The sequence below is a fragment of the Chelativorans multitrophicus genome (assembly GCF_011317445.1).
GTDB classification, from domain to species: Bacteria; Pseudomonadota; Alphaproteobacteria; order Rhizobiales; family Rhizobiaceae; genus Chelativorans; species Chelativorans multitrophicus.
The window spans coordinates 845547-869686 of sequence record NZ_JAAAPL010000001.1 but is presented as its reverse complement, the minus strand read 5'-3'; the positions used below and the strand labels follow the sequence as shown (position 1 = coordinate 869686).

Below are 24140 nucleotides of genomic sequence, written 5' to 3'. Positions count from 1 at the left end.
AGCGCTAAGCCTCCGCAAAGGAGCAGCCGACCACCTAGAGACCCGCCTCGCGCAGCCTGTCCTTTCTGATGGTGCCAGCGTGTCCGGCAGGCACTGGCTCCTCATAGGGAATATCAAGGAGCCTGCAGAGGTCCTGCAGGCATTCCTCGTATACGGGCTCCAGATCGCTGTAGGCAAAGCCGATCTGGTTCAGAACCTCCATGCAGAGCAGGCCGTAAAGCCGCATCCAGCAGGAAAGAAAGATATAGGCGGCCTCGGGCGGCAGCGCGCCGTCAATTCTCTCGGAATATTTGCACAACTGCTCGGCCAGGGAGGGATCCATATCCTCCAGGCTCGGTATTGGAAACCGCTTCGTGCGCCAGATGGCCACGATCTCCTCCAGGAAAACCTGTCCGAACGCCCGGCCGGACTGGCTGGCATTGGTGCACCTCTCGAGACCCATGGGCGCAGGCGTGGCGAAAAGGCAGCCGAATTCGGCAGGATGGGTGACGGCCCACTGGCGCAAAGCCCTGCAGATGGCGAGGAGGCGGCATTCCGGGTCGGTTGCGCCGCTGCGTTCCCGCGCAGATGTGAGGGTGTTGACCAGCTCTGAATAGAGGTCGAGCCGCAGCGCTTCGATCAGCTCGTTTTGGCTGGAATAATAGCGGTAAAGAGCCGGGCCGCTCATACCCATTTTCCGGGCAACCGCGTTGACGGTAACTGCCTGGGCACCATTGCTGACCAGCAACTCGCGAGCGATGTGCCGGATCTCGGCCATGGTGGCCTCGCGAAGCTTGTCCCTGCGATTCATTTTGGTGTTTGTTTTGTCGTTCATCGGCATATTGACATGCTAGCGCAAATAACTTTAGTTAGATTATCTAACTTTAGTGAATATCGCAAGCAAGACGGCGCTGCCGATACGGGCGCGTCGGCTTCAAAGATGACGGGTGGGAAAGCTATGCTGGTGCTTGTCCTTGGCCTTGTTCTTTTTTTGGGAGTGCACTCCGTCCGCATTGCGGCGCCGCAATTTCGCGACCGCGTCGTGGGCAGTCGCGGCCTGGGTGCTTGGAAAGGCATCTATAGTCTGGCTGCATTCCTCGGCCTCGTGCTGATTGTCTGGGGGTATTGGCTGGCACGGCAGAACCCTGTCGTGCTCTACACGCCCGCCACGTGGATGCAGCACCTGACACTGCTGCTGATGCTTCCCGTTTTCCCGCTCATGGCCGCTTCGCATCGGCCGGGAAGGATAAGCACCGCCGTCGGGCATCCTATGCTCCTCGGCACCGTGATATGGGGTTTGGCGCATCTCCTGGCGAACGGGACGCTGGCCGACCTGTTGCTGTTCGGTGGGATAGCTGTCTGGGGAACGGTGGACTGGGTTTCCTCCGTTCAGCGGCCCCGCGAACCGGTGGCTAAGGGCAAGCCGTCCCCGAGAAACGACGTGATGGCTGTTGTCGGAGGGCTAGTTATCTACGCGATCTTCGTTGCCGGGCTACACCGGCTCCTTTTCGGCGTCTCGCCCATTTAACCCGTCTGCCGCAGAGAAAGCGCTGGCGATAAGCTCTGCGGCATCCCCGCTTGCCAATATCCGGTCCTCCTCGCCAGACGTTTTGAAGGGCGAGAAACTCATCCGGTGGAGCCGTGTGACCGGCCCATAGGCGGTGATGGCTTCGCGATGACGCTCCGTGGCGTAGCCCACATGGCTGTGAAAACCGTAATGGGGCATGAGGGTGCCGGTCCTGACCATCATCCGGTCACGCACGACTTTGGCGACAATGGACGCCGCGGCGATCGACTGGGACCTTTGATCGCCCTTGACCACGGCCCGGCAGGGACAAGGAAGGCCAGGCGGAATATCCCTCCCGTCGGCGAGCGCATAGGCCGGGCGCACGCAAAGTCCGTCGAGCGCGCGGCGCATCGCTTCCAGGCTGGCCTTCAGGATATTCGATTCATCGATGCTGGCTGCGCAAAGGGACGCGACGGAAACGGCGGCTGCGACCTCGAAAATTTCCTGAACCAGCCTTTCGCGTGCCTCTGCCGTCAGCCGCTTGGAATCGTCAAGCCCTTCCGGAATGCGGTCCGGGTCGAGCACCACCGCTGCCGCGACCACCGGTCCCGCCAGCGGCCCCCGGCCGGCTTCGTCCAGCCCGGCCACTGGCGCCAAGCCCTCGCGCATGATCTTCCACTCAATAGTGAAATCCGGGCGCACCGGCAGATCGAAGAGGGGCGGAGAATCGGATTGCGAGGAAGCCATAAGCAATGCTTGCATCGCTTCCGATTCTCCGCAAGCCTTTCCCCGTGCTCAGGACAAAAAAGCGGGGAAGGCGCCGTCGGCCCGGGGGCGAGGGCTTCGACGGGTAATCCGGGAGGTGGGGCAATACCGTCCCGGAACTGCAATCTTGAATAGGGCAGGGCATGGGACTGCTGCCGGCATATCATTAGGCAAGGTTTCATTGCCGGACCCGAGTGCTTCGGCCATCCGGCGGAGCTTGCCCTGCCGCTTCCGCTAAAGCAGGCTGAGCTGTTCCCCCTCGCCCTTTCCTGCCTTGAAGAGATCGGTGCGAAGCTTCCGCCGTTCGAGATTAAGTCCTATTCTCCGCGCCGCGATCTCGAACCGGCGCCCGATTTGCCAGGCATAGGGGCCTGTGCCCTTCATGCGCTTGCCCCATTCGGAATCGTAATCCTTGCCTCCGCGCATGGAGCGCACGAGCGACATCACATGCCGGTAGCGGTCCGGGTAATGCCGCAGGAGCCAGTCCTTAAAGATCGGGCTTACCTCCAGAGGCAGCCTAAGGATTACGTAGCCCGCCTCTTTGGCGCCGACCGCATGGGCTGATTCCAGAATGCGCTCGATCTCGCTGTCGTTCAGACCGGGGATGACAGGCCCGATCATCACGGATGCGGGAACGCCCGCCTCGTTCAGCGCGCGCATCGCCTCCAGCCGCCGCGTCGGCGTGGCGGCCCTGGGCTCCATCGTCCGGGCAAGCTGGCGGTCAAGCGTTGTGACCGAGAGCGCCACCTTGGCCAGCCCCCGTTCCGCCATGCGCGAGAGGATATCGATGTCGCGCATCACCAGCGCCGATTTGGTGACGATCCCAACCGGATGGTTATGCGCATCGAGCACTTCGAGTATGTCGCGCATGATGCGCCACTTCTTTTCGACCGGCTGGTACGGGTCCGTATTTGTGCCGATCGCGATTGTGCGCGGCTCATAGCCGGGCTTGGCGAGCTCCTTTTCCAGGAGCCGTGGTGCATCGGGCTTCGCGAATAGCTTTGATTCGAAATCCAAGCCGGGTGAAAGACCCATATAGCTGTGCGTCGGTCGGGCGAAGCAATAGACACAACCGTGCTCACAGCCACGATAAGGATTGATTGAGCGGTCGAAGGAAATATCGGGCGAGGTGTTGCGCGTAATTATGGTGCGCGGCTTTTCGATTTGCACTTCGGTCCTGAAGGGGGGCAATTCCTCCAATGTCTCCCACCCGTCGTCGAAAACATGGCGGGTGAGTGGCTCGAAGCGTCCGCTGGGATTGATGCCGGCGCCACGCCCTCTGCGGCGGTCGTCACCGACACGCAGCCCCGCCTCGTCTATGATCGCGTTTGCCATGGCGGACCCTCCGCCGCTGAAAGCGGCAGTGTCTGCCTTTGCGATCTGTTCCATCGTCTGCCTCCGCGCTGCCGGGCCGATGTCCTTGGATGAATCTATTCCTATCTTCTGATATGGAACAAATCAAGAACTTTTCGCGATCAGATCGGAACGGGCGGGAGATGGGAGGGAGGAAAAGCTGTGGATAACAAGATCAGGCGGAGCTGGCGCCGCGTTTCAGATGCTCGTCCAGGCGCGGCATGATTTCCACGAAGTTGCAGGGCATGTGCCGGTAGTCGAACTGATCCTTCAGGATGAGATCCCAGGCGTCGCGGCAGGCGCCCGGAGAGCCCGGAAGGATGAAGACGAACGTCTGGTTGATGAGCCCCGCGGTGGCTCGGGACTGGATGGTGGAGGTGCCGATCTTCTCGAAAGAAACCCTGTGGAAAACCTGTGAAAAGCCGTCCATGCGCTTTTCGAAGAGCGGCTCCAGCGCCTCCGGCGTCACATCGCGCCCCGTAAAGCCGGTTCCGCCCGTGGTGATTACGGCGTCGATATGCGGATCCGCGCACCAGGAGAGCACCTGGCGGCTGATTACCCCAGCCTCATCCGGCGCGATGGCGCGGCCGGCCAGCTCATGGCCGGCTTGCTCTATGCGATCAGCCAAGGTCTGGCCGGACTTGTCGTTCTCCATGGTGCGCGTGTCGGAAATGGTGAGCACCGCGAATCGCACGGGAATGAACTGCCGTTCAGACATGACTCAACTCCGGCATGGAGGCCCTCGTCTGGGTCGCGCGGACAAACCAGCCGGGATGTCTCCGGGAGATCATCTCGCCCGCCTGCCGGGCTTTGCTCGCGGTTTCGAAAATCCCGAAGCAGGTGGCCCCGGAGCCGGACATCCGGGCGATGAGTGCGCCCTCCGTCTGCAGAAGTCTGAGCACGATGCCGATAACCGGCATGATTGAAAGTGCCGCCGGTTCGAGATCGTTTCGGGTAAGCCTGAGCCAATTTACAAGCTCGGCGGCGCTCTTATTGCGCGGAGCAGGCGGGAGAGGTGCATTCTCGCGCTCGACAAGCGACGAGAAAACAGCGGGCGTCGCCAACGGAAGGCCGGGATTGACAAGAAGGATGGGAAGAGAAGGGAGCGTTGAAACCGGCTCCAGCTTCTCGCCGATGCCGCTTGCGATCAGCGGCTGGCCAAAAAGGCACATCGGAACGTCGGCTCCAAGCCCCAGCCCGATCTGCGCAAGTTCGGCCGGTTCGGTTTCGATTTCCCAATAACGCGTCAGGAGCTTGAGCCCCGTCGCCGCATCACTCGACCCGCCGCCGATTCCTGATGCCACCGGCAGGTTCTTCTCCAATGTGATGGCGACGGGACTGCTCGCCCGGCTTGCGAACTTTTCTCTGAGGAGGTCACGCGCGTTGAGGACAAAATTGCCTGATCCCTCAAGCCCGTCGCGGAACGGTCCTGCCAACAGAAACGTGTCAGCTTCTGCCTTCTCGACCGAGAGCCGGTCGCCGAATGCAGCGAAGGCGACAAGGGATTCCAGAAGATGATAGCCGTCAGTCCGGCGGCCGATGACGTGCAGCGCAAGATTTATTTTTGCCGGAGCAATGCATTCCAGCTTCATGTCAGGGGCGCGCTCAGTCCTTGGCCAGGCGATATTCACCGGTCCTCGGATCCTTGACGAGCGTGCCCATGCTGCCGGTGGCTGTCTCCTTACGGACACGCTCCATCCGCTTCGTCACGCGTTCCGCCTCCCGCAGGAAGAGGCGATAGCCCGCGATTGCCACGGTGGCTATGAGGGCGAAGAAGATGATTTGCGGCATGGCCGAATGCCTCCTTTGGCAGACTCCCTCATATTATGGCACTTTGCGACCGCAGCAAGGCGTCAAAGCCCATAGCGGCGCCAAAGCGCCTGCTCTTCGAGCGCCTGGACAAGCCCGCTCGCGGCAGCGGCGGCGATATCGGTTTCCTTCATATCCAAGCCGAAAAATCCCAGTCTTCGCCCGAAAAGGCCGCGCGGGGGGCTCACGAGCTTGAGGCGTGTCTTTTCCCCATAGCGGTGCTTTAGGAAGGAGCGCATGTCGCCGACGGCGTCCACCAGGCCGAGGGACAATCCTCTTTCCCCTGTCCAGAAGAGGCCGGTGAAAAGATCGTCATCGTTGGCAAGTTTCGCACCGCGCCGCTCCCTGACAAGCGAGATGAAGGTCTGATGCACCTCCTCCTGCAGTGCCTTGAGCCGCTCCACATCCTCCTCCTTTTCCGGCTGAAAAGGGTCGAGAATGGCCTTGTTGCGCCCGGATGTGTGCACCCGCCGTTCCACGCCGATCTTCTTGATGAGATCCTGGAAGCCGAAGCCCGCTGAAACGACGCCGATCGAGCCGACGATGGAAGAGGGGTCCGAGATGATTTCGTCGCCCGCAAGCGCAATCATATAGCCGCCGGACGCCGCGATATCCTCGACGAAGACAAAGACGTTCTTCTTTCTCTCCTCCGCCAGATCGCGAATCCGCCGATAGATCAGGCGCGATTGCACGGGCGATCCGCCCGGCGAGTTGATAGAGATCGCGACCGCCGGCGCGGAGAAGGAGAATGCCTTTTCGAGAAGGCCGGCCGTCGAGGCCAGCGAAAGCGACTGCCGCATGGGGCTGCCGCCTGCCATGATCGTGCCATGCAGCCGGACAACGGGGATGGTAACGGAGTCGGAACGAAGGGACTTCGGCAGGAGGCGCGCCAGCGATTCTTTCACGTAGGATGTCTCCAGGCTTTGTTGCGTTCATGTAGGCATCGGCATCGGGGACGCAATGGGCGTCCCGGCACAACTTCATTCAACGAAAAGTGTTTCCCTGCCGTTGATGATGGCGTCCGAACGCATGGTAAAGTCGCGGCCGCCGCCCTCGTGCAAAATCAGTGGCGCGGCCAGGGTCAAAGCCCCGCGTGCGCCCTTGCGCGCCCGGACGATGATTCGGATTGCCTCCGCGTCGGGGCGAGGATGGATCGGAAGGCAGCGCGGGCTGCCGAACCGGCCTTCCAGTGCGGCGAGGATATCGGCGAGCGAGGCCGGCCGGGCGATGATCGCCACCTCCGCCCTTGCCCGCCCGATCGCCGATGCGGTTCGGATCCACCGCTCGAAAAGGCCCTCCGTCATCACATGGGCGGCGCGCTTGAGCTGGTCGGGCGTCGCTCGATCCCGCGCTGCGTTGAAGGGCGGATTCATGATGATGAAATCGAAGGAGCGGTCGGCCAGCCCCGCGCTTTTGCGGGCAGGGCCGGAAAGCTCCACATCGGCCTGCAGCACGTCGATTCGGCCGGCGAGGCCGGTATTTGCGGGAAGATCGCGGCTTTGCCGGGCGCATCCCACCATCTCCGCGGCATGCTCCACCAGGAGCACGCTTGCAGCCGGGCAGCGGGCCGCAACCGCAAAACCAGCAGCACCTGCCCCCGCGCCGAGATCCGCCACCCGCCCGCTGAAGCCCTTGGGCACCGCGCCGGCCAGGAGCATTGCGTCGAGCCCCGCCCGATGTCCCTTATTGGCGGGCTGGACGAGGTGAAACGCGCCGCGATGGAAGGCGTCGATCGTATAGTCCGGGTTAGGATTCATAGGCCTGGCAGAAATTTGGAAAGGCTTTTGGCCCGAATTCAAGTCCACCGGCAAAGGAGTACGACCTGCTCCAACCTCCCTCACGCGGCTATCACTCCTTGCGTCCGATCTCCATCAAGCCGGCATCGCCGAGTATCTGGCGTGCCTCGTCTGCTTGGTCTTCGGCCACCAGCACCCGCCGCGGCAGCACGCCGAGCGAGCCTTCCATGATGCTCATATTCTGGTCGGCTATGAGATAATTGATTCCTGCATCGCGCAGCAGGCTCTCGATGAAGGAAAGGGCGACGGCGTCGTTGGTGCGGATGAGTTCGATCATTACGCGACGTTGGCAGGTCCGTGTCTACTTGTAAATGAGCGCCGCTTGCCTTACCCAAACCGCGCCAACTCGCCGCTTGCGGTCGGGCGGGCTGCGACCATACATTCCAGGAATGGAAGGAGAGCACCGGTGGGCGTAGTGTTGAACCTCGAAGACGGCAAGCGCAATGGTGCCTCCATCGAGCGCCTGATCGGCCTGACGAAGGACGACATGGCGCGCGTCAACGATCTGATCCTGTCCAAGGCGGGATCGGATGTCGAGCTGATCCCTCAGCTTGCGCGCCATCTCATTTCCTCGGGCGGCAAAAGGCTGCGCCCGATGATCACCCTCGCGGCTGCCCAGATGTTCGGCTATTCGGGCGAGGGGCATGTGAAGCTCGCCACGAGTGTTGAATTCATGCACACGGCCACGCTGCTGCATGACGATGTGGTCGACGAAAGCGATATGCGGCGCGGCAAGAAGACCGCGCGGACGATTTGGGGCAATCAGGCCAGCGTGCTCGTGGGGGATTACCTTCTGGGCCAGGCGTTCCGAATGATGGTCGATGTTGGCTCGCTGGAAGCGCTGGATGTGCTTTCGTCGGCGGCTTCCATTATCGCCGAAGGCGAGGTGATGCAGCTTGGCGTCTCCAAGAACCTGGAGACCACCGAGGACGAATATCTGAGCGTCATCAAGGCCAAGACCGCCGCTCTGTTTTCCGCCGCCGCGGAGGTGGGGCCGATCATCGCAGAGGCTTCCCGCAATGACCGGGCAGCGCTCCGCTCCTTCGGCATAAATCTCGGGCTCGCGTTCCAGCTTGTGGATGACGCGTTGGACTATGGCGGCAGCAGCCGCGATCTCGGCAAGAATGTCGGCGACGATTTCCGTGAGGGAAAGGTAACGCTGCCGGTTATTCTCAGCTACCGGCGCGGTTCGGAGGAAGAGCGGCTATTCTGGAAGCGCGCCATCGAAGAGAACCAGAACGACGACGACGCGCTCGCAAAAGCGATCGGCCTGATGAATCGGCACGGCTCGATCGGCGACACGATTGCGCGCGCCCGCCATTTCGGCGAGATCGCGCGAGATGCGCTGGCTCCTCTGAAGAGCACACCGCAGAAGGCGGCGCTGTTCGATGTCATCGATTTCTGCATTAGCAGGGTGTCTTAGAGCTGGTTGGTTCTCTATTTACGATTGCGGCACCATCGTAAAAAGGCCATCCTCTGCGGCTAGCAGGTTTCCGCAAGGGAAGGGCCGAACCGACGGAAGGGACAGCATGCGGCTAACCAGGGCAACACTTAAAGCGACGGCGGCACTCGCGGTCTTCATGGCATTTTCCGCGCAGGCCGGGGTCGCCAAGGAAACTGGGGATACGGCCGGCCCGGTTCAGACCCTCACTTTCTCGGGTGCTTATCTGGCAGGGCGAGCGGCCGAGTTTGACGACGACCTGAAGAGCGCTGTGACCTATTACGAGCGCGCGCTCTCGCTCGATCCCGACAATACGGATCTGCAGCGCACTTTGCTGCTGGCGCTGGTATCGCAAGGCGAGGTGGACAAGGCGCTTCCCTACGCGGACAAGCTGAAAGCCGTTCCGGAGGTGGAGCGCTTCTCCCGCCTCACGCTTGCGGTCGATTCGTTCCGCAAGAACGATTTTGCTGCGGCCGAGCGCTGGTTGAACCTCGTTCTGGAATCGGATCTCGACCGCCTCATTACCGGCATCATGACGAGCTGGGCGAAGGTGGGGCAGGGCGATGCGGACGGCGGGCTCACGAGCCTGGAGAATCTGAGCGGCCCGCCGTGGTATGAGCTGTTCAAGGCCTATCACCGTGCGCTCATTCTGGCCAATGAGGGGCGTACCGAAGAGGCGGATGCAGCCTTCGACCAGGTGATCAGCGAGCTTGCTCCACGCTCTGTGGCGCCGGACACTCTTGGCCGGCTCGCCGAGGTCTATGCCTCCTATTTGTCGAGCCGCGGCGAGAAGGAGCGTGCGCTTGCTGTCCTCCAGCAGGCAGAGGAGACTGGCGGCGGTATCGCGACCATTCCGGAACTTCGCGCCAAACTGGAAACTGGCGGGAAGCTCGATTCGGTCGTGGCGAACGCCTCGGATGGAGCGGCCGAGATCCTGCTCAATGTCGCCACCGAGCTCGCGAGCGGTGGTGGTGATTCCTATGTCCGTGTCTATCTGCAGCTTGCTCGTGCGCTGCGCCCGCATGGCGACGCCGTTCTCGTGCAGCTTGCCCATGTTGCCGAGCGGCAGCAGGATGGCGAAGGGGCGATCGCGATCTATCGCATGATCGAAAAGGATTCTCCCTGGACGCGCTTTGCGGAATTTCAGATCGGCCTCAACCTGGCCGACCTTGAGCGGAACGATGAAGCGGTCGCGCATCTGAAGAAGGTTTTGGAAGCCGACCCCAAGGACCTGCGCGCCTATCTCGCCCTGGGCGGCGTCTATTCCAGCCAGAAGAACTACAAGGCGGCCGCCGAACTCTACGATGATGCAGTGGCTGAAATTCCGGAGCCGGGGCGCGAGCACTGGAACATCTTCTATCAGCGCGGCATCGCCTATGAGCGGCTTAAGGAGTGGCCCAAGGCCGAACCCAATTTCAAGAAGGCGCTGGAGCTTTATCCCGATCATCCCCAGGTGCTGAATTATCTCGGCTATTCCTGGATCGACATGAACATGAACCTCGAAGAGGGCATGGAACTGATCAAAAAGGCGGTGGAGCTGCGGCCAAGTGACGGCTACATCGTCGATTCGCTCGGCTGGGCCTATTACAAGCTCGGCCAGTACGACGAAGCGGTGGAGCATCTGGAACGGGCGGTTTCCTTGCGTCCGGAAGATGCGGTCCTGAACGACCATCTGGGCGACGTTTATTGGCGCGTCGGCCGCCATCTCGAAGCGCGCTATCAATGGTCGCAGGTAAAGACCCTTGAGCCTGAGCCCGACCTTCTGGCCCAGATCGAGGAGAAGTTGAAGAACGGCCTGCCGCCCGTGGATGGCGAGAAGGTGGCTGACGCTGCAGGCAACGCACGCACCGTCAGCGACGGCGCGCCCTCCGAGCCTGCCCGGCAGCCGGAGCAGCCGCAGGCCCAGCCGGCCGCGCCCGCTGAGCCCGCGCAAGGCGCAACTGCCGAGACGGAGGCTACCTATAGGGTAAAGCCCGGCCAGTCCCTCTGGTCGATCGCCGTCGAGGAACTGGGCAATGGCGAACGCTTTCGCGAGATTCTCGATTTGAACCCGGTCCTGAGGGGTGATCCCAACCGCATCAGGCCTGGCCTGGAACTGAAGCTGCCGACAGCGGGGCAGTAGCCAAAGGCCACAGGACGATAGCTTAGGTTTCTGCCCTACGTTGCCACCCTTCTGCCCTGTAGGACAGATGGGCGCGCGAAGGGCTCGGCTTCACAAGTGAAGGCGTCACTCGCTTGACGCCTGACCAACCCCGCAATAGGACGGGCCGAGCCAAAGCCCTCGGAGAAGCCGCGTGAACGCCAGCGCCCTTCCGCACATGCATCCCTCCAGGTCCTTCCAGGGCCTGATCCTGACGCTGCACAGCTATTGGGCGGCGCAGGGCTGCGTCATCCTCCAGCCCTATGACATGGAGGTGGGCGCGGGCACCTTCCATCCGGCGACCACGCTCCGCTCCCTGGGGCCGCGCCCGTGGAACGCGGCCTATGTGCAGCCTTCGCGCCGGCCGAAGGACGGTCGCTACGGTGAAAACCCGAACAGGCTGCAGCATTATTACCAATATCAGGTGATCCTGAAGCCCAACCCGCCCAACCTGCAGGAGCTCTATCTGGGCTCGCTTGCCGCCATCGGGCTGGACCCCCTGCTGCACGACATCCGCTTTGTGGAGGACGACTGGGAAAGCCCCACGCTCGGCGCCTGGGGGCTCGGCTGGGAGTGCTGGTGCGACGGCATGGAGGTTTCCCAGTTCACCTACTTCCAGCAGGTCTGCGGCATCGAATGCGCCCCAGTTTCCGGCGAGCTGACATATGGGCTCGAGCGGCTGGCCATGTATGTGCAGGGCGTCGACAATGTCTACGATCTGAATTTCAACGGGCTCGAAGGCTCGGACAAAGTCACCTATGGCGAGGTTTTCCTGCAGGCCGAGCAGGAATATTCGCGGCATAATTTCGAATATGCGAATACCGAAATGCTTTTCCGCCACTTTGAGGATGCGGAGCGGGAATGCCGTGCGCTTCTTGAAGCCGGCGCGCCACGCCCTAGCGACAATGCCGCGCTACATCGCATGGTCTTCCCGGCCTACGACCAGTGCATCAAGGCTTCCCACGTCTTCAATCTTCTGGATGCTCGCGGCGTAATCTCGGTTACGGAGCGGCAGAGCTATATCCTGCGCGTCCGCGATCTGGCGAAAGCCTGCGGCGAAGCTTTTCTCAACACCGAGGGAGGCGGGGCCACATTGGCGACTGCCGCCTGAACGACAGCTTCCTACGAGTCGGGGCAGAAATAGAAGGCGGGCGCGGAAAACCCTTCCGACTTGCCTTTCCCGGCCGTCGTCTCGATAGCCCGCCGCACGCCCGTCATCTCGTCCGAAAACGCCTGATGCGCGGCAAAGCAGGCCATCAATGCGAACAGTTGCAGAAGTGTCGATACCGTTTTCATGGCCGTTCCGGACAAAGCTTCGCCGCCTGAAGCGCTCGTGCTTCAGCGCCTTTCTTTGGGGTTGAGTGATTTCGCTCCAAGGACGGACGATCGCCCGCCGATCCGACACGGAAGGCAACGTTTCTTTTGATTCGGCTGTATCGTAAGCGTTTCCGATGTTTCCAATTCCGTTACAAAAAGGTTTCAGCGGCCGGTCGAGTTTGCTATTGCCCGCGCGAGCCCGCACACGAGAACAATCCATGCCCGACCTTCTTCTTGAACTTCGCAGCGAAGAAATCCCCGCCCGCATGCAGCGCAAGGCGGCGGGCGACCTGAAGAAGCTCGTGACCGACGGTCTGGTGGAAGCGGGCCTCACTTATGAGGCGGCGACCGAATACTGGACCCCCCGCCGCCTGGCGCTCGATATCCGCGGCGTCACCGCCCGCTCCCGTGATGTGCGTGAGGAGATCAAGGGGCCGTCGACCAGCGCGCCGGAACAGGCGATACAAGGCTTCCTCCGCAAGGCCGGCCTCACTGATATTGCCCAGGCGCACGTGCACACCGACCCCAAGAAGGGTGGGTTTTACGTCGCGGTGATCGAAAAGAATGGCAGGCCGGCCGAGGAGATCATCGCCGAGCTGATGCCTGCCGTCATCCGCAATTTTCCATGGCCCAAATCCATGCGCTGGGGCAAGGCCTCCCGCAATCCCGGCAGCTTGCGCTGGGTGCGCCCGCTTCAATCCATCGTCTGCACCTTTGGCCCGGAAACGGAAGAGCCGGTGGTGGTCGATTTCGAGATCGACGGCATCCGCGCGGGCAACGTCACCTATGGTCATCGCTTCCACGCGCCTGAAGCCATCACCGTGCGCCGCTTCGACGACTATGTGGAGAAGCTGGAGCAGGCGAAGGTCGTGCTCGACGCCGAGCGGCGCAAGCACATCATCCTGGACGATGCGAAGAACCTCGCCTTCGCCAACGGCCTTGAGCTGGTCGAGGACGAGGGGCTTCTGGAAGAGGTTTCCGGCCTTGTTGAGTACCCGGTCGTACTGATGGGAGAATTCGAGGAGGCTTATCTGGAGATCCCGGCCGAGGTCGTCCGCCTGACCATCCGCGCCAATCAGAAATGTTTTGTCACGCGGCCGCAAGGTGAGCTGGAAAAGCTCTCCAACCGCTTCATTATCACGGCCAATATCGAGGCCACGGACGGCGGCAAGGAGATCGCCTACGGCAACGGCAAGGTTGTGCGCGCGCGCCTGTCCGACGCGCTCTACTTCTGGAAGACGGACCAGGCCGACCTGCCGGACATCGACCGGCTGAAAGGCTCGGCAGAGAAATTTGGCCTCGACCTGAACAAGCCGCTCGACCAGCGCATGGCGCGGCTCGAACATCTGAACGTTACCTTCCATGCCAAGCTTGGCACCCAAGGCGAGCGGGTTGAGCGCATCCGCCGGTTGGCGCGCGAACTTGCTCCGATTGTGGGCGCGGACCCGGATCTGGCCGAGCGCGCGGCGGTGCTCGCCAAGGCGGACCTTACGACCGAGGTGGTGGGCGAGTTCCCCGAGCTTCAGGGCGCCATGGGCCGCAAATATGCCGAGCTCCAGGGCGAGCACCCGTCTGTCGCCCGCGCTCTTGAAGAGCATTATAAGCCGCTCGGCCCATCCGACATCGTGCCGACCGATCCGGTTTCCGTGGCCGTGGCACTCGCCGACAAGCTCGACACGCTTGTGGGCTTCTGGGCTATCGACGAGAAGCCGACGGGCTCGAAGGACCCCTACGCCCTTCGCCGCGCTGCCTTGGGCGTGATCAGGATTGTGGTGGAGAATGGGGTAAGGCTGGCGCTTTTGAAAGCGTTCCGCAAAGCTAGGAATGTGAGCGCCGAGAATACGGAAGACCTCCTCTCTTTCTTCCATGACCGGCTGAAGGTTTATCTCCGCGATCAAGGTGCCCGGCACGATCTCATCGACGCGGTGCTGGCGAGTGGCCGCCCGATCTCCCCCCTTGAGGGGGAGATGTCGCCGAAGGCGACAGAGGGGGGCGCTGTCCCGCCAACATCTCAGTCTGTCACACCCCCCTCTGCCCTGCCGGGCATCTCCCCCTCAAGGGGGGAGATCACGCCTTCATCCAACGATGACCTCCTCCTGATCGTCCGCCGCGTGGAAGCGCTTTCCGATCTCTTGGGCACGGAGACGGGCCAGAACCTGCTCGCGGGCACCAAGCGCGCGGCCAATATTCTCGCGGCCGAGGAGAAGAAGGGTACCCGGATTGCGGAAGCCGTCGATCCCGCGCTTCTCAAGGAAGAGCAGGAAATCAGGCTTTTCAGCGCGGTGAATCAGGCCGAGAAGGAAGCCGGCGAAGCGATTCAGAAACAAGACTTTTCCGCCGCCATGACGGCGCTTGCCGCGCTTCGCGAGCCGATTGATTCATTCTTTGAAAAAGTCCTCGTAAATGACGAGAATGATTCAATTCGCGCAAATCGCCTGGCGCTCCTGCAGCGCATTCGCGAGGCGACCGGCCGGGTGGCGGATTTCTCGAAGATCGCTGGCTGAAGCAGGGTTCTATCCATGCAAAGCCTTGCTCCCGGCCTTCCATCGGGATAGGCACCCTGGAAGGTAAAGGGAAAAGAGCATGGCCGAAATTCTGCGTGAGGAGATTGCCCTTGACGCAGCCTGCCGCCTGTTGGCGGCGGGAGAGCCCGTTGCGATCCCCACGGAGACGGTTTACGGCCTTGCCGCGGATGCACGCAATGGAGAGGCGGTCGCGCGGATTTTCGAGGCGAAGGGCAGGCCCCGCTTCAATCCGTTGATCGCCCATATGGCCGATCTCGAAATGGCAGGGCGCTTCGCGGTTTTTTCTCCGCTGGCCCTGCGCCTCGCGCAGGCCTTCTGGCCCGGCCCGCTTACGCTCGTGCTTCCCCATCGCCCGGATTTGGGCATCCACCCGCTGGTGACCGCCGGGCTCGACACCCTGGCGCTCCGTTGCCCCCAGGGCTTTGCAGCCAATGTCATTGCACGGTTCGGCCGCCCGCTCGCGGCCCCCAGCGCCAACATTTCCGGCCGCGTGACGGGCACCACGGCTGAGGCGGTGAACGCCGCGCTGGGCGATCGCATCAGGCTTGTCGTTGATGGGGGACCCGCAAGGGTCGGGCTGGAATCCACCATTGTGAAAGTGGCGGACGAAACGCTCATTCTTTTGCGCCCCGGAGGGCTTGCGGCGGAGGAGATCGAGCGTGTTGCCGGCATGTCCCTGAAACGCGGCGCAAATGGCGTGCAGGCCCCTGGCATGCTGGCGTCGCATTATGCACCGCATGCCGCGATCAGGCTCGACGCTTCCGAGGTTTTGGCGGGCGAAGCCCTGCTTGGTTTCGGGCCGGACCGGGCGAAGGGCGCGGATCAAGCGGCGATGGTGCTCAATCTTTCGCCTTCGGGCGATCTGCGTGAGGCCGCGGCGAACCTCTTTTCTCACCTTGCCACGCTCGATGCTGGGGGCGCCAAAACCATTGCAGTCGAGCCCGTGCCGCGGCACGGGCTGGGCGAGGCGATCAACGACCGTCTGGCCCGCGCCGCCGCGCCGAGGGATCAGTGAAGAGGTGACCGCCGATGAACGCTGAGACGAACACGCTTGATCCAGCGCTTGCGGATCGCTTTGCGGCCATTGTCGGCGAGCGCCATGCGCTCAGGGATGAAGGTGACATCGAGCCACATCTGGTGGAGCCGCGCGGCCTCTGGGGCGGGCGCAGCCTTCTGGTATTGAAGCCGGGAAGCACCGAGGAGGTGAGCCGGATCTTGAAGCTCGCCACCGAGACCGGAACGCCCATCGTGCCGCAAGGCGGGAATACGGGGCTGGTCGGCGGGCAAATGCCCGACGCGACCGGCCGCGAGGTCATTCTTTCCACTTCGCGCCTCAACCGCATCCGCGAGGTCGACCTTTCCTCCAATACGGCCACCGTGGAGGCAGGTGTGGTGCTTCAGGTTCTCCAGGAGGAGGCGGCGAAAAACGACAGGCTCTTCCCCCTGTCGCTCGGCGCGCAGGGCTCCTGCCAGATTGGCGGCAATCTCTCTTCCAATGCAGGTGGCGTGGGTGCTCTTGCCTATGGCGTGGCGCGGGACCTCTGCTTGGGGCTCGAGGTCGTGCTGCCGACAGGCGAGATCTTCGATGATCTTCGCAAGCTCAAGAAAGACAATACCGGCTATGATCTGAAGGATCTCTTCATCGGCGCCGAGGGCACGCTGGGCGTCATCACGGCGGCGGTCGTAAAGCTCTACCCGATGCCGAAGGGCCGGGATCTTGCCTGGGTCGGGCTCGGTTCGCCGGTGGACGCGCTGAGGCTGTTTGAGCTCGCGAACGAGAAGGCGGGCAGGGCGCTGACCATGTTCGAGCTCATCGAGAAAACGCCGCTCGATTTCGTCCTGCGGCATATTCCGCAAGCCCGAGCTCCGCTGGCCGAAAGCCATCCCTGGAACGCCCTGATTGAAATTTCCTCGGGGCGCTCCGCTGAAGATGCCCGCTTCCTGATGGAGGAAATCCTTGCGGCAGGCTTCGAGGCGGGCTGGGCGACCGACGCGGTGATCGCCCAGAACGAAACGCAGCAGCTCCAGTTGCGCCAGCTGCGTGAGGACATGTCGGATGCCCAGCGCCCCGAAGGCGGCTCCATCAAGCATGACATATCCGTGCCCGTTGCGGCCATCCCAGAGTTCATAGAGCGCGCCGCGAAAATCGTTCAGGAGGTGGTTCCGGGGGTGCGGCCGGTCTGTTTCGGCCACATGGGCGACGGCAATCTGCATTACAATATTTCCCAGCCAGCCGGTGCCTCGAAAGAGGAGTTTCTAACGCACTACCGCGCGATGAATGATGCCGTACATGCGCTCGTGCGGGAACTTGGCGGCTCGTTCTCGGCCGAACACGGCATCGGCCGCATGAAACGCGCGGAACTTCTTGCCACTCAGCCGGCCGTCGCGACGGATCTCATGCGCCGCGTCAAGGCGGCCTTCGATCCCCAGGGCATCATGAATCCCGGCAAGGTGATCTGAGGCCGGCACTTTGGTTAGAAGGTTCTTTACAAAGCTTATTTTGTCGTAAAATGCGCGGCCGCGTGATCAGCAAAATTTAACTGACTTTCTAAGCCCGGAAGTAAGAACCCAGGCGCTAGTCTTCCCTCCATAAGAGACCGGGTCAACTGGTCGGGGAGAACCGGGTAACCGGCTCTCGGGAGCAACAGGAAGGCACATATGTCAATTGGTCTGAAACCGGTCTGGGCTGGACGAGCCCTGCGGCTCGATCCTTTTCACCTCCCGCAGGTGGTGAGCTACGCAACTCAGGACAGTTTTGGCGAGGTGACGTTTACAATCGGCGTGCGCGGAGTCCGCATGCGCCGGGTTCTGGACAAGGCCCAGCTGCCCGTCACCTTCGCCCTGCCACCCTCCGCATTCCGCGGCGTGGCTGCCCGCGCCATCGAGGATGAGGATGGCCAGGTGACGATCACACTGGAACTTCTGCATGCCGACGCCAAGCTCTCCGTGCCGCTGCTCGTGGCCGGGGATCTTGATGATGTGGCCGCCGATTGGCGCGCCTGGGCCGAAGCCTACCGCCTGCCGATGCTGCTGGTGGAATCCGACGGCGTGGCCCGCACGCTCGAGGAATCGCTGGGCAACGTAAAGAAGCGCGCGGCGCAGGAGCGCCGCCAGGGCAGCACCGTGGCCCGGCGCCGTCCGCGCTTCCTGGCTCGCCGCCGCAAGGGCTCGCTCGGCCTGCGTCTGGTTGTTGATGGCGAGGAGATCACCGCCCGCGGCTGATTGTCTCTACATCAGAAATAAGGGCTGATCGTCGCCCAGGCGCCTCCGCCCAGGAGCCCCAGGAAGATCAGCCAGCCCACAACCGAGTTGGACTTGAAAAGGGCAAGGCACTGGTCCGGGTCGTCGATGTCGAGCACCCGGATCTGCCGCGACATATGTGCGCCGGCGGCAACAAGTCCGGCAAGCGCCGGCATAGGCACGGCCGCAAGTGCAAAGGCGACGGCGAAAAAGAGGAGCGCTCCCCCGTAGAGCGCAACAAGCCAGCGTTTCGTATGCTCGCCAAAGAGGCGCGCGGTTGAGCGGACGCCTACCAGCGCATCGTCCTCCTTGTCCTGATGGGCATAGATCGTGTCGTAACCGATCACCCACAGAATGCTGCCGCAGTAGAGCAGGAAAGCGGCGAGCGACAGGGCACCGAAATGGACGGCCCAGCCCATCAGGGCGCCCCAGGAAAACGCAAGCCCCAGAAAGAATTGCGGCCAGTCGGTGAATCTTTTCGCGAAGGGATAGACCGCCACCGTCAGGAGCGATGCCAGCCCCACCAGGATGGCAAAGCCGTTGAACTGCAGGAGCACCGCAAGGCCGACGAGCGCCTGCGCCACGAGAAACGCCCAGGCCTGCTTTCGGGAAACCTGGCCCGAAGGCAGCGGGCGCGAGCGCGTCCGCTCCACCTTCTCGTCCACATCCAGGTCAACGATATCGTTATAGGTGCAGCCAGCACCGCGCATCGCAATGGCGCCCAGGAGGAAAAGCAGGAGGTGCCAGAGCGACGGAATGACGTCCAGAAGCGGCGTGCCGGGCGTGGCGCCCGCGGCTGACGCCAGGGCGAGCGACCACCAGCACGGCCATAGCAGAAGTTTCCAGCCGATAGGGCGGTCCCAGCGGGCAAGCTGGGCATAAGGCCAGGCGCCGCGCGGCAAAAGGCGATAAACCCAATGGCCCGACGGTGCATCGGCGACGCGGCCCCGCATCCGCCGGGACTGGATGATATCCATCTGCCCTCTCTTTCCCATTTCGATGGTTTGAGTGGAGTGGCAAGAGGGGCGGCCCGCGTCAAGCCAATCCTTCTTGATATGTCTCGCTGCGGCTTGACCTCCGGCCTTTTCGGCCATAGCCCCATCGCAGGAAATTTGAGGCACGAGCAGGTCCATGAAAGTTCTTCTCATCGGTTCGGGCGGGCGCGAGCATGCATTGGCGTGGAAGCTGGCGGCCTCGCCTCTTCTGGAGAAGCTTTTTGCCGCGCCCGGCAATCCGGGAATTGCCGAACATGCCGAATGCGTGTCGCTCGACATCCGGGATCATGAGGCGGTGATTGGTTTCTGCCGGGACCACGGGATCGGCTTCGTCGTCGTCGGTCCTGAGGCCCCTCTGGTGGCCGGCCTTGCCGACGACCTGATTGCCGCCGGGATCCCGGTCTTCGGCCCCACCGCGAGTGCTGCCCGTCTCGAAGGCTCCAAGGGTTTTACCAAGGATCTCTGCGCGCGCTACGATATCCCGACCGCTGGCTATGCCCGCTTCCAAGATGCTGCGCACGCCAAAGATTATATCCGCAAGGTGGGCGTGCCGATCGTCATCAAGGCCGATGGACTGGCGGCCGGAAAGGGCGTCACCATCGCCGTGACGGAGGAGGAGGCTTTCGCAGCGGTGGACGATTGCTTCTCCGGCGTCTTCGGCGATTCGGGCGCGGAGGTGGTGGTGGAGGAATTGCTTGTTGGCGAGGAAGCGAGCTTCTTCTGCCTGTGCGACGGCAAGACGGCGCTGCCCTTTGGCACCGCGCAGGACCACAAGCGCGTGGGCGAGGGGGATACAGGCCCAAACACCGGCGGGATGGGCGCATATTCGCCGGCCCCCGTGATGACGTCCGACATGGTTTCGCAGGTCATGCGCGAGATCATTGAGCCGACCTTGAAAGGTATGGAGGAGATGGGCTCGCCCTTTGTGGGCGTGCTCTATGCCGGCCTCATGATCACGAAAGAGGGGCCGAAGCTCATCGAATACAATGTGCGCTTCGGCGATCCCGAGTGCCAGGTCCTGATGCTTCTGCTCAAGGACGATCTGCTGGCCCTCATGAAGGGCGCGGTCGACGGCCAGCTTGCGCATATGTCCGTGCGCTGGCGCGACGATGCGGCGCTGACCGTGGTCATGGCTGCGAATGGCTATCCCGGAACGCCGGAGAAAGGCTCCATTATCGGCGGGCTGAACGCCGCGGCCGCCGAGGGCGCGGAGATTTTCCACGCCGGGACGGCGCTGAAGGACGGCGCGCTCGTTGCCAATGGCGGGCGGGTCCTGAACGTGACCGCTCTTGGCCGCACGGTGACGGAGGCAGGCGACAAGGCCTATCGCGCCGTGGACCGGATCGACTGGCCGGAAGGTTTTTGCCGCCGCGACATCGGCTGGCGGGCGATCGAGCGGGAATCCCGGAACACGTAACGGCGTTCACGGCATCGCGATCCCGTATCTACGCCGTTTGGTCAAGTCGACAGGCTCTCACCTGTGTTGCAAGATTGTGGGTTGATCTTGAAGGGACAATGATCCGTTCGCCGCCATCATATGGCGGCGGCCAAGAAGAGGAGGAGATCATGCCCGACACGGAATGGGTTATCAAAGGCCGAGAGTTCATACACTGCAGCTGCGCCTACGGTTGTCCCTGCCAATTTGCTGCACGCCCAACCCAAGGAAGTTGCCGCGCCGTCGGATTCGTTCAAATCGACGAAGGCCGACATGGCGACACGCAACTCGATGGTTTGAAGATCGGTATGATCTTGCAATGGCCGGGCGCTATTCACGAAGGCCGGGGAGAAGTCGTCCCGATTGTTGACGAGCGCGCGTCGGATGAGCAGCGGCAGGCTTTGCTGCGCATCATGACAGGCGAGGACACCGAACCGGGCGCGACCTTCTTTCAGGTTTTCTCGACTACCTTCGAGAAGGTCCATGATCCCGTATTCGCGGATATCGAGTTCGAGATCGATGTCGATACCCGCACGGCGCGCGTGAACGTGCCGGGACTGGTTGAAGCACGCGGTGAACCGATCCTCAATCCGGTGACCGGCGACGAACACCGCGCCCGGATCAACCTGCCGAGAGGCTTCGAGTACGACGTTTGCGAAGCGGGCCGAGGTTGGGCCGAGACCAAGGGACCGATAGCGCTCAGTCTTGGAGATTCGCACGCGCATTTCGCCCGCTTGCATATGACGGGAGCTGGTGTCGTCCACTAATGCCATGAACGGCATTGCCATCGAAACAGCGTTGCGGCGCGACCGGATCATTGTCGCCGGCGCCCTGGCAACGCTCGTTGTTCTAGCTTGGGCCTACATCTTTTGGCTTGCCCGTTCCATGGGCATGGAAGGAGCGAGTGCGGACGCGAATATGCCGGGTATGGCAATGCCAGGCCAACCTGCGGGCCCCAGCTCGATCATGCAGCCGGAAGTGCATCAATGGAGCGCGGCCGAGTTCGCCTTCATGTTTGCGATGTGGGCGGTGATGATGATCGGCATGATGACGCCATCGGCCGCGCCAATCATCCTCCTATATGCCCGCGTGGGCCGTCATGCGGCTCTGGCGGGAAAACCCTTAGCCGCCACCGGTTTCTTTGCCGGCGGATACCTGCTTGCGTGGTTCGTATTTTCGCTGTTCGCGACAATAGGCCAATGGGGGCTTGAGAAGGGGCTCTTGCTCAATCCGGCCATGGCGAGCGCCAGCAGCGCCATTAGCGGGATCATCCTCGTCGTGGCGGGGCTTTATCAGTGGACACCGCTGAAAGACACCTGTCTGGCAAATTGCCAGGCGCCGCTATCCTTCATTCAGCGTCATGGAGGCTTCCGACGCGACGCTTTCGGCTCGCTGCGCATCGGATTTAGGCACGGGCTTTATTGCATAGGGTGCTGCTGGGCGCTTATGGGACTCCTGTTCGTGGGCGGCGTGATGAATGTGCTCTGGATTGCTGCCATCGCAATCTTCGTTCTTGCCGAAAAAATCCTGCCCACCGGCAGAGTTCTCTCACGCTTCGCTGGCGCGGTCCTGATTTTGGGCGGAGCAGGGCTGCTGGGTGTTAACGCTTTCTGAGTAGCAGCAGTTTGTCACCGCAATCGCGGTGTTCATATGAAGGAACGGGGCTAAACGTTGGAATCCTGATCGCCGTCAAACGGGTCCGGCGCGGGGCTGGTGGGCAAGGTTCCTTCGGCCAAGCGCTTTCGGTGATGCGCGAGCGAGCATTCGATTGAGCACAGTATGCCCCGGTCGGACCAGTAGGCCGGTCCTTTCTCGATCAGGCCGTGATAATAGGCGAAACCGGGCGTGCCCATCGCCCTGCCGCATTCGACGCATTTGAACTTTTCCGGCCGGGCGAGCATGGCGTCTCCTATTCAGTCTCTCTCCTTTAATCCCTCGACCGGGCATGCTCAACGGGGAGTGATTTGACCTTTACGTAAGCAATAGTTCCTTTCTGGCTGGCGGAGCAGCAGCTTCACCGTTAGCTTTGCAATGCATACATCCGAAGGAGTGACGAATGTATCGCGCGCCGGTCGAGGCCATCATTCGAACCCTGAACGCGATGGGATTGAAAGACATCCTGGATCAGGGCCTTGTCGAAGGTCTGTCACCTGATCTCGTCCGGGCCGTGCTTGCGGAAGCCGCCCGGTTTGCGGGTGAGGAAATCGCCCCGCTTGCTGAGATTGGAGATGTGGAAGGAGCAAGGCTGGAAAACGCCGTGGTGACGACGCCCAAGGGCTGGCCCGCGCTCTACCGCAGATGGTGCGAAGGCGGATGGAACGCGCTCGCCGCGCCGACGCGATGGGGCGGCCAAGGCCTGCCCACGATGCTTTCGGTTGCCGCCCTCGAAATGTGGAACTCCGCATCCATGGCTTTCGCGCTGGGGCCGACGCTTACCATGGGCGCGGTGGAGGCGCTGGAGCGGCATGCAACCGATGCGCTCAGGCAGACCTATATGGAAAAGCTCGTTTCCGGCGAGTGGATGGCCACGATGAACCTGACGGAACCGCAGGCCGGCTCCGACCTAGGCGCCCTGCGCACGCGTGCCGAGCGCGCCGGTGACGGCACATACCGCATATTCGGCCAGAAGATCTTCATCACCTATGGCGAGCACGACCTGACAGAGAACATCGTGCATATGGTGTTGGCGCGGCTGCCCGACGCGCCGGCTGGCAGCAAAGGCATCTCCCTTTTTCTCGTTCCCAAGTTCCTTGTGGGCGAGGATGGCTCGCTTGGTCCACGCAATGATGTCTTCTGCGCCTCGATCGAGCACAAGCTCGGCCTTCACGCCTCGCCCACCTGCACCATGATTTATGGCGATGGCAGGTTCGGCGACGAGCCGGGAGCGGTCGGCTGGCTGGTGGGCGAGGAGAACAGGGGCCTCGCCTGCATGTTCACCATGATGAACAATGCGCGGCTTGCCGTCGGCATGGAGGGCGTGGCCGTGGCGGAAGCGGCCTACCAGAAGGCTCTGGCCTATGCGAAGGAGCGCCGCCAGGGCCGCGCGCCAGGCTGGAGCGGCGAGGGCATGAGCCCGATTGCTGCGCATCCCGATATAAAGCGCATGCTGCTTTCGATGAAATCCCTTGCCGAGATATCCAGGGCCATCACCTATTCCTGTGCGCACGCCGTGGACATGGCCCGGCTCGCCGAGCCCGAACGAAGAACGCATTGGCAGGAGCGTGCCAATTTGCTCACTCCCGTTGCGAAGGCCTTTGCCACGGATGGGGGCGTCGAGGCTGCCTCGCTCGGCATTCAGGTTCACGGCGGCATGGGCTTCATCGAGGAGACCGGCGCCGCCGTCTATTATCGCGACATACGCGTCGCCCCCATTTATGAGGGGACGAACGGCATCCAGGCCATCGATCTGGTAATGCGCAAGCTTCCCCAGTCGGGCGGAGACCACGTACGCGGCTATATCTCCGAGCTGCGGCGCGACGTGGAAACCATGCGCGGCAGCAATATGCCGGAATTCGCTGAGGCCGGGATGGCGCTTACGGCGGCCCTCGATGATCTGGAGCAGGCCACCGAACACCTCCTGAGCCTCCTAGAAGAGGGGAATCTGGAGATCGCCCTTTGTGGCGCCACACCGTATCTGCGGCTTTTCGCGCTTGCCGCCGGCAACGTCCTGATCTCCCGCGCGGCGGTCTCCAGTTCCGATGCCGGCCTTGCCCGGCTTTGCCGCTTTGCGGCGGAAAACCATCTTGGCGAGACCGCCTCTTTGAAACGCGCGGTTATGACGGGCGGAGAAAGCCTGCTCGCGGCGGCAGACGGTCTGGAAGAGATGGCATGAGCGGTC

General features: G+C 62.3%; 24 protein-coding genes. 12 read left to right on the top strand and 12 right to left on the bottom strand.

Annotation, left to right across the window (positions count from 1 at the left end):
* Positions 1–34: 34 nt before the first annotated feature.
* Complete coding sequence (locus GNP00_RS04310) at positions 35–814, bottom strand: TetR/AcrR family transcriptional regulator (protein WP_246259207.1); 780 nt, start codon at positions 812–814, stop codon at positions 35–37.
* A 123-nt stretch (positions 815–937) separates the two neighbouring features.
* On the opposite strand from GNP00_RS04310, the gene GNP00_RS04305 reads away from it, so the two are divergent.
* A complete protein-coding gene (locus GNP00_RS04305) occupies positions 938–1507 on the top strand; it encodes an NnrU family protein (protein ID WP_011580045.1) in 570 nt (189 codons plus the stop codon).
* Here GNP00_RS04305 and GNP00_RS04300 read toward each other — a convergent pair.
* The 8 genes from GNP00_RS04300 to GNP00_RS04265 all read right to left on the bottom strand — a co-directional run bounded on the left by GNP00_RS04300 (position 1472) and on the right by GNP00_RS04265 (position 7486).
* The gene (locus tag GNP00_RS04300) at positions 1472–2233 is read right to left on the bottom strand and encodes a ribonuclease HII (protein WP_166016005.1); all 762 of its coding nucleotides are present in this window, start codon (positions 2231–2233) and stop codon (positions 1472–1474) included. The two genes, GNP00_RS04305 and GNP00_RS04300, sit on opposite strands and share 36 nt — an antisense overlap.
* Positions 2234–2485: 252 nt before the next feature.
* On the bottom strand, positions 2486–3640 hold the full coding sequence (locus GNP00_RS04295; protein WP_011580047.1) for a PA0069 family radical SAM protein: 1155 nt from the start codon (positions 3638–3640) through the stop codon (positions 2486–2488).
* 139 nt (positions 3641–3779) lie between these two features.
* The gene (gene moaB, locus GNP00_RS04290) at positions 3780–4322 is read right to left on the bottom strand and encodes a molybdenum cofactor biosynthesis protein B (protein ID WP_011580048.1); all 543 of its coding nucleotides are present in this window, start codon (positions 4320–4322) and stop codon (positions 3780–3782) included.
* On the bottom strand, positions 4315–5196 hold the full coding sequence (locus GNP00_RS04285; protein ID WP_011580049.1) for a 4-(cytidine 5'-diphospho)-2-C-methyl-D-erythritol kinase: 882 nt from the start codon (positions 5194–5196) through the stop codon (positions 4315–4317). Before GNP00_RS04285 ends, moaB begins: the two co-directional genes overlap by 8 nt.
* Before the next feature lie 13 nt (positions 5197–5209).
* Complete coding sequence (locus GNP00_RS04280; RefSeq protein WP_011580050.1) at positions 5210–5395, bottom strand: membrane protein; 186 nt, start codon at positions 5393–5395, stop codon at positions 5210–5212.
* 62 nt (positions 5396–5457) lie between these two features.
* Positions 5458–6318 carry a S49 family peptidase gene (locus GNP00_RS04275; protein ID WP_011580051.1) on the bottom strand — a complete coding sequence of 287 codons (861 nt, stop codon included), beginning with the start codon at positions 6316–6318 and terminating at the stop codon, positions 5458–5460.
* Positions 6319–6393: 75 nt separating this feature from the next.
* Complete coding sequence (locus GNP00_RS04270; protein WP_041545106.1) at positions 6394–7170, bottom strand: tRNA1(Val) (adenine(37)-N6)-methyltransferase; 777 nt, start codon at positions 7168–7170, stop codon at positions 6394–6396.
* Positions 7171–7261: 91 nt separating this feature from the next.
* A complete protein-coding gene (locus tag GNP00_RS04265) occupies positions 7262–7486 on the bottom strand; it encodes a putative signal transducing protein (RefSeq protein WP_011580053.1) in 225 nt (74 codons plus the stop codon).
* A 129-nt stretch (positions 7487–7615) separates the two neighbouring features.
* Here GNP00_RS04265 and GNP00_RS04260 point away from each other — a divergent pair, with 129 nt between their 5' ends.
* From GNP00_RS04260 to GNP00_RS04250, 3 genes are all read left to right on the top strand, one after another.
* Complete coding sequence (locus GNP00_RS04260) at positions 7616–8632, top strand: polyprenyl synthetase family protein (RefSeq protein ID WP_011580054.1); 1017 nt, start codon at positions 7616–7618, stop codon at positions 8630–8632.
* Between the two features lie 106 nt (positions 8633–8738).
* The gene (locus tag GNP00_RS04255) at positions 8739–10772 is read left to right on the top strand and encodes a tetratricopeptide repeat protein (protein ID WP_011580055.1); all 2034 of its coding nucleotides are present in this window, start codon (positions 8739–8741) and stop codon (positions 10770–10772) included.
* A 196-nt stretch (positions 10773–10968) separates the two neighbouring features.
* Positions 10969–11901, top strand: a complete 933-nt coding sequence (locus GNP00_RS04250; protein WP_166016003.1) for a glycine--tRNA ligase subunit alpha — start codon at positions 10969–10971, stop codon at positions 11899–11901.
* 11 nt (positions 11902–11912) lie between these two features.
* On the opposite strand, the gene GNP00_RS04245 is transcribed toward GNP00_RS04250, so the two are convergent.
* The gene (locus GNP00_RS04245; RefSeq protein WP_157038018.1) at positions 11913–12086 is read right to left on the bottom strand and encodes a hypothetical protein; all 174 of its coding nucleotides are present in this window, start codon (positions 12084–12086) and stop codon (positions 11913–11915) included.
* Between the two features lie 239 nt (positions 12087–12325).
* Here GNP00_RS04245 and glyS point away from each other — a divergent pair, with 239 nt between their 5' ends.
* The 4 genes from glyS (at position 12326) to GNP00_RS04225 (ending at position 17854) form a co-directional block, all read left to right on the top strand.
* On the top strand, positions 12326–14611 hold the full coding sequence (gene glyS / locus GNP00_RS04240; RefSeq protein ID WP_166015728.1) for a glycine--tRNA ligase subunit beta: 2286 nt from the start codon (positions 12326–12328) through the stop codon (positions 14609–14611).
* Positions 14612–14690: 79 nt separating this feature from the next.
* The gene (locus tag GNP00_RS04235) at positions 14691–15647 is read left to right on the top strand and encodes an L-threonylcarbamoyladenylate synthase (RefSeq protein ID WP_011580058.1); all 957 of its coding nucleotides are present in this window, start codon (positions 14691–14693) and stop codon (positions 15645–15647) included.
* Between the two features lie 14 nt (positions 15648–15661).
* The gene (locus GNP00_RS04230; protein ID WP_011580059.1) at positions 15662–17092 is read left to right on the top strand and encodes an FAD-binding oxidoreductase; all 1431 of its coding nucleotides are present in this window, start codon (positions 15662–15664) and stop codon (positions 17090–17092) included.
* A 198-nt stretch (positions 17093–17290) separates the two neighbouring features.
* Entirely contained in the window at positions 17291–17854 is a 564-nt protein-coding gene (locus GNP00_RS04225) for a DUF6101 family protein (RefSeq protein WP_011580060.1), read from the top strand.
* 11 nt (positions 17855–17865) lie between these two features.
* Here the strand turns inward: GNP00_RS04225 and ubiA are convergent, their stop codons facing one another.
* Positions 17866–18849, bottom strand: a complete 984-nt coding sequence (ubiA, locus tag GNP00_RS04220) for a 4-hydroxybenzoate octaprenyltransferase (protein WP_011580061.1) — start codon at positions 18847–18849, stop codon at positions 17866–17868.
* Positions 18850–19003: 154 nt separating this feature from the next.
* Here ubiA and purD point away from each other — a divergent pair, with 154 nt between their 5' ends.
* From purD to GNP00_RS04205, 3 genes are all read left to right on the top strand, one after another.
* The gene (gene purD / locus GNP00_RS04215; protein ID WP_011580062.1) at positions 19004–20284 is read left to right on the top strand and encodes a phosphoribosylamine--glycine ligase; all 1281 of its coding nucleotides are present in this window, start codon (positions 19004–19006) and stop codon (positions 20282–20284) included.
* Between the two features lie 149 nt (positions 20285–20433).
* Positions 20434–21069 carry a DUF1326 domain-containing protein gene (locus GNP00_RS04210; protein ID WP_011580063.1) on the top strand — a complete coding sequence of 212 codons (636 nt, stop codon included), beginning with the start codon at positions 20434–20436 and terminating at the stop codon, positions 21067–21069.
* A gap of 4 nt (positions 21070–21073) precedes the next feature.
* On the top strand, positions 21074–21916 hold the full coding sequence (locus tag GNP00_RS04205; RefSeq protein ID WP_011580064.1) for a DUF2182 domain-containing protein: 843 nt from the start codon (positions 21074–21076) through the stop codon (positions 21914–21916).
* A gap of 50 nt (positions 21917–21966) precedes the next feature.
* Here GNP00_RS04205 and GNP00_RS04200 read toward each other — a convergent pair whose 3' ends face one another.
* Positions 21967–22203, bottom strand: a complete 237-nt coding sequence (locus GNP00_RS04200; protein WP_011580065.1) for a hypothetical protein — start codon at positions 22201–22203, stop codon at positions 21967–21969.
* Between the two features lie 155 nt (positions 22204–22358).
* Between GNP00_RS04200 and GNP00_RS04195 the strand changes: the two genes are divergently transcribed.
* Positions 22359–24134 (top strand): acyl-CoA dehydrogenase family protein, encoded by a 1776-nt coding sequence (locus GNP00_RS04195; RefSeq protein WP_011580066.1) that lies wholly within the window; start codon positions 22359–22361, stop codon positions 24132–24134.
* The last annotated feature ends 6 nt before the right edge of the window (positions 24135–24140 follow it).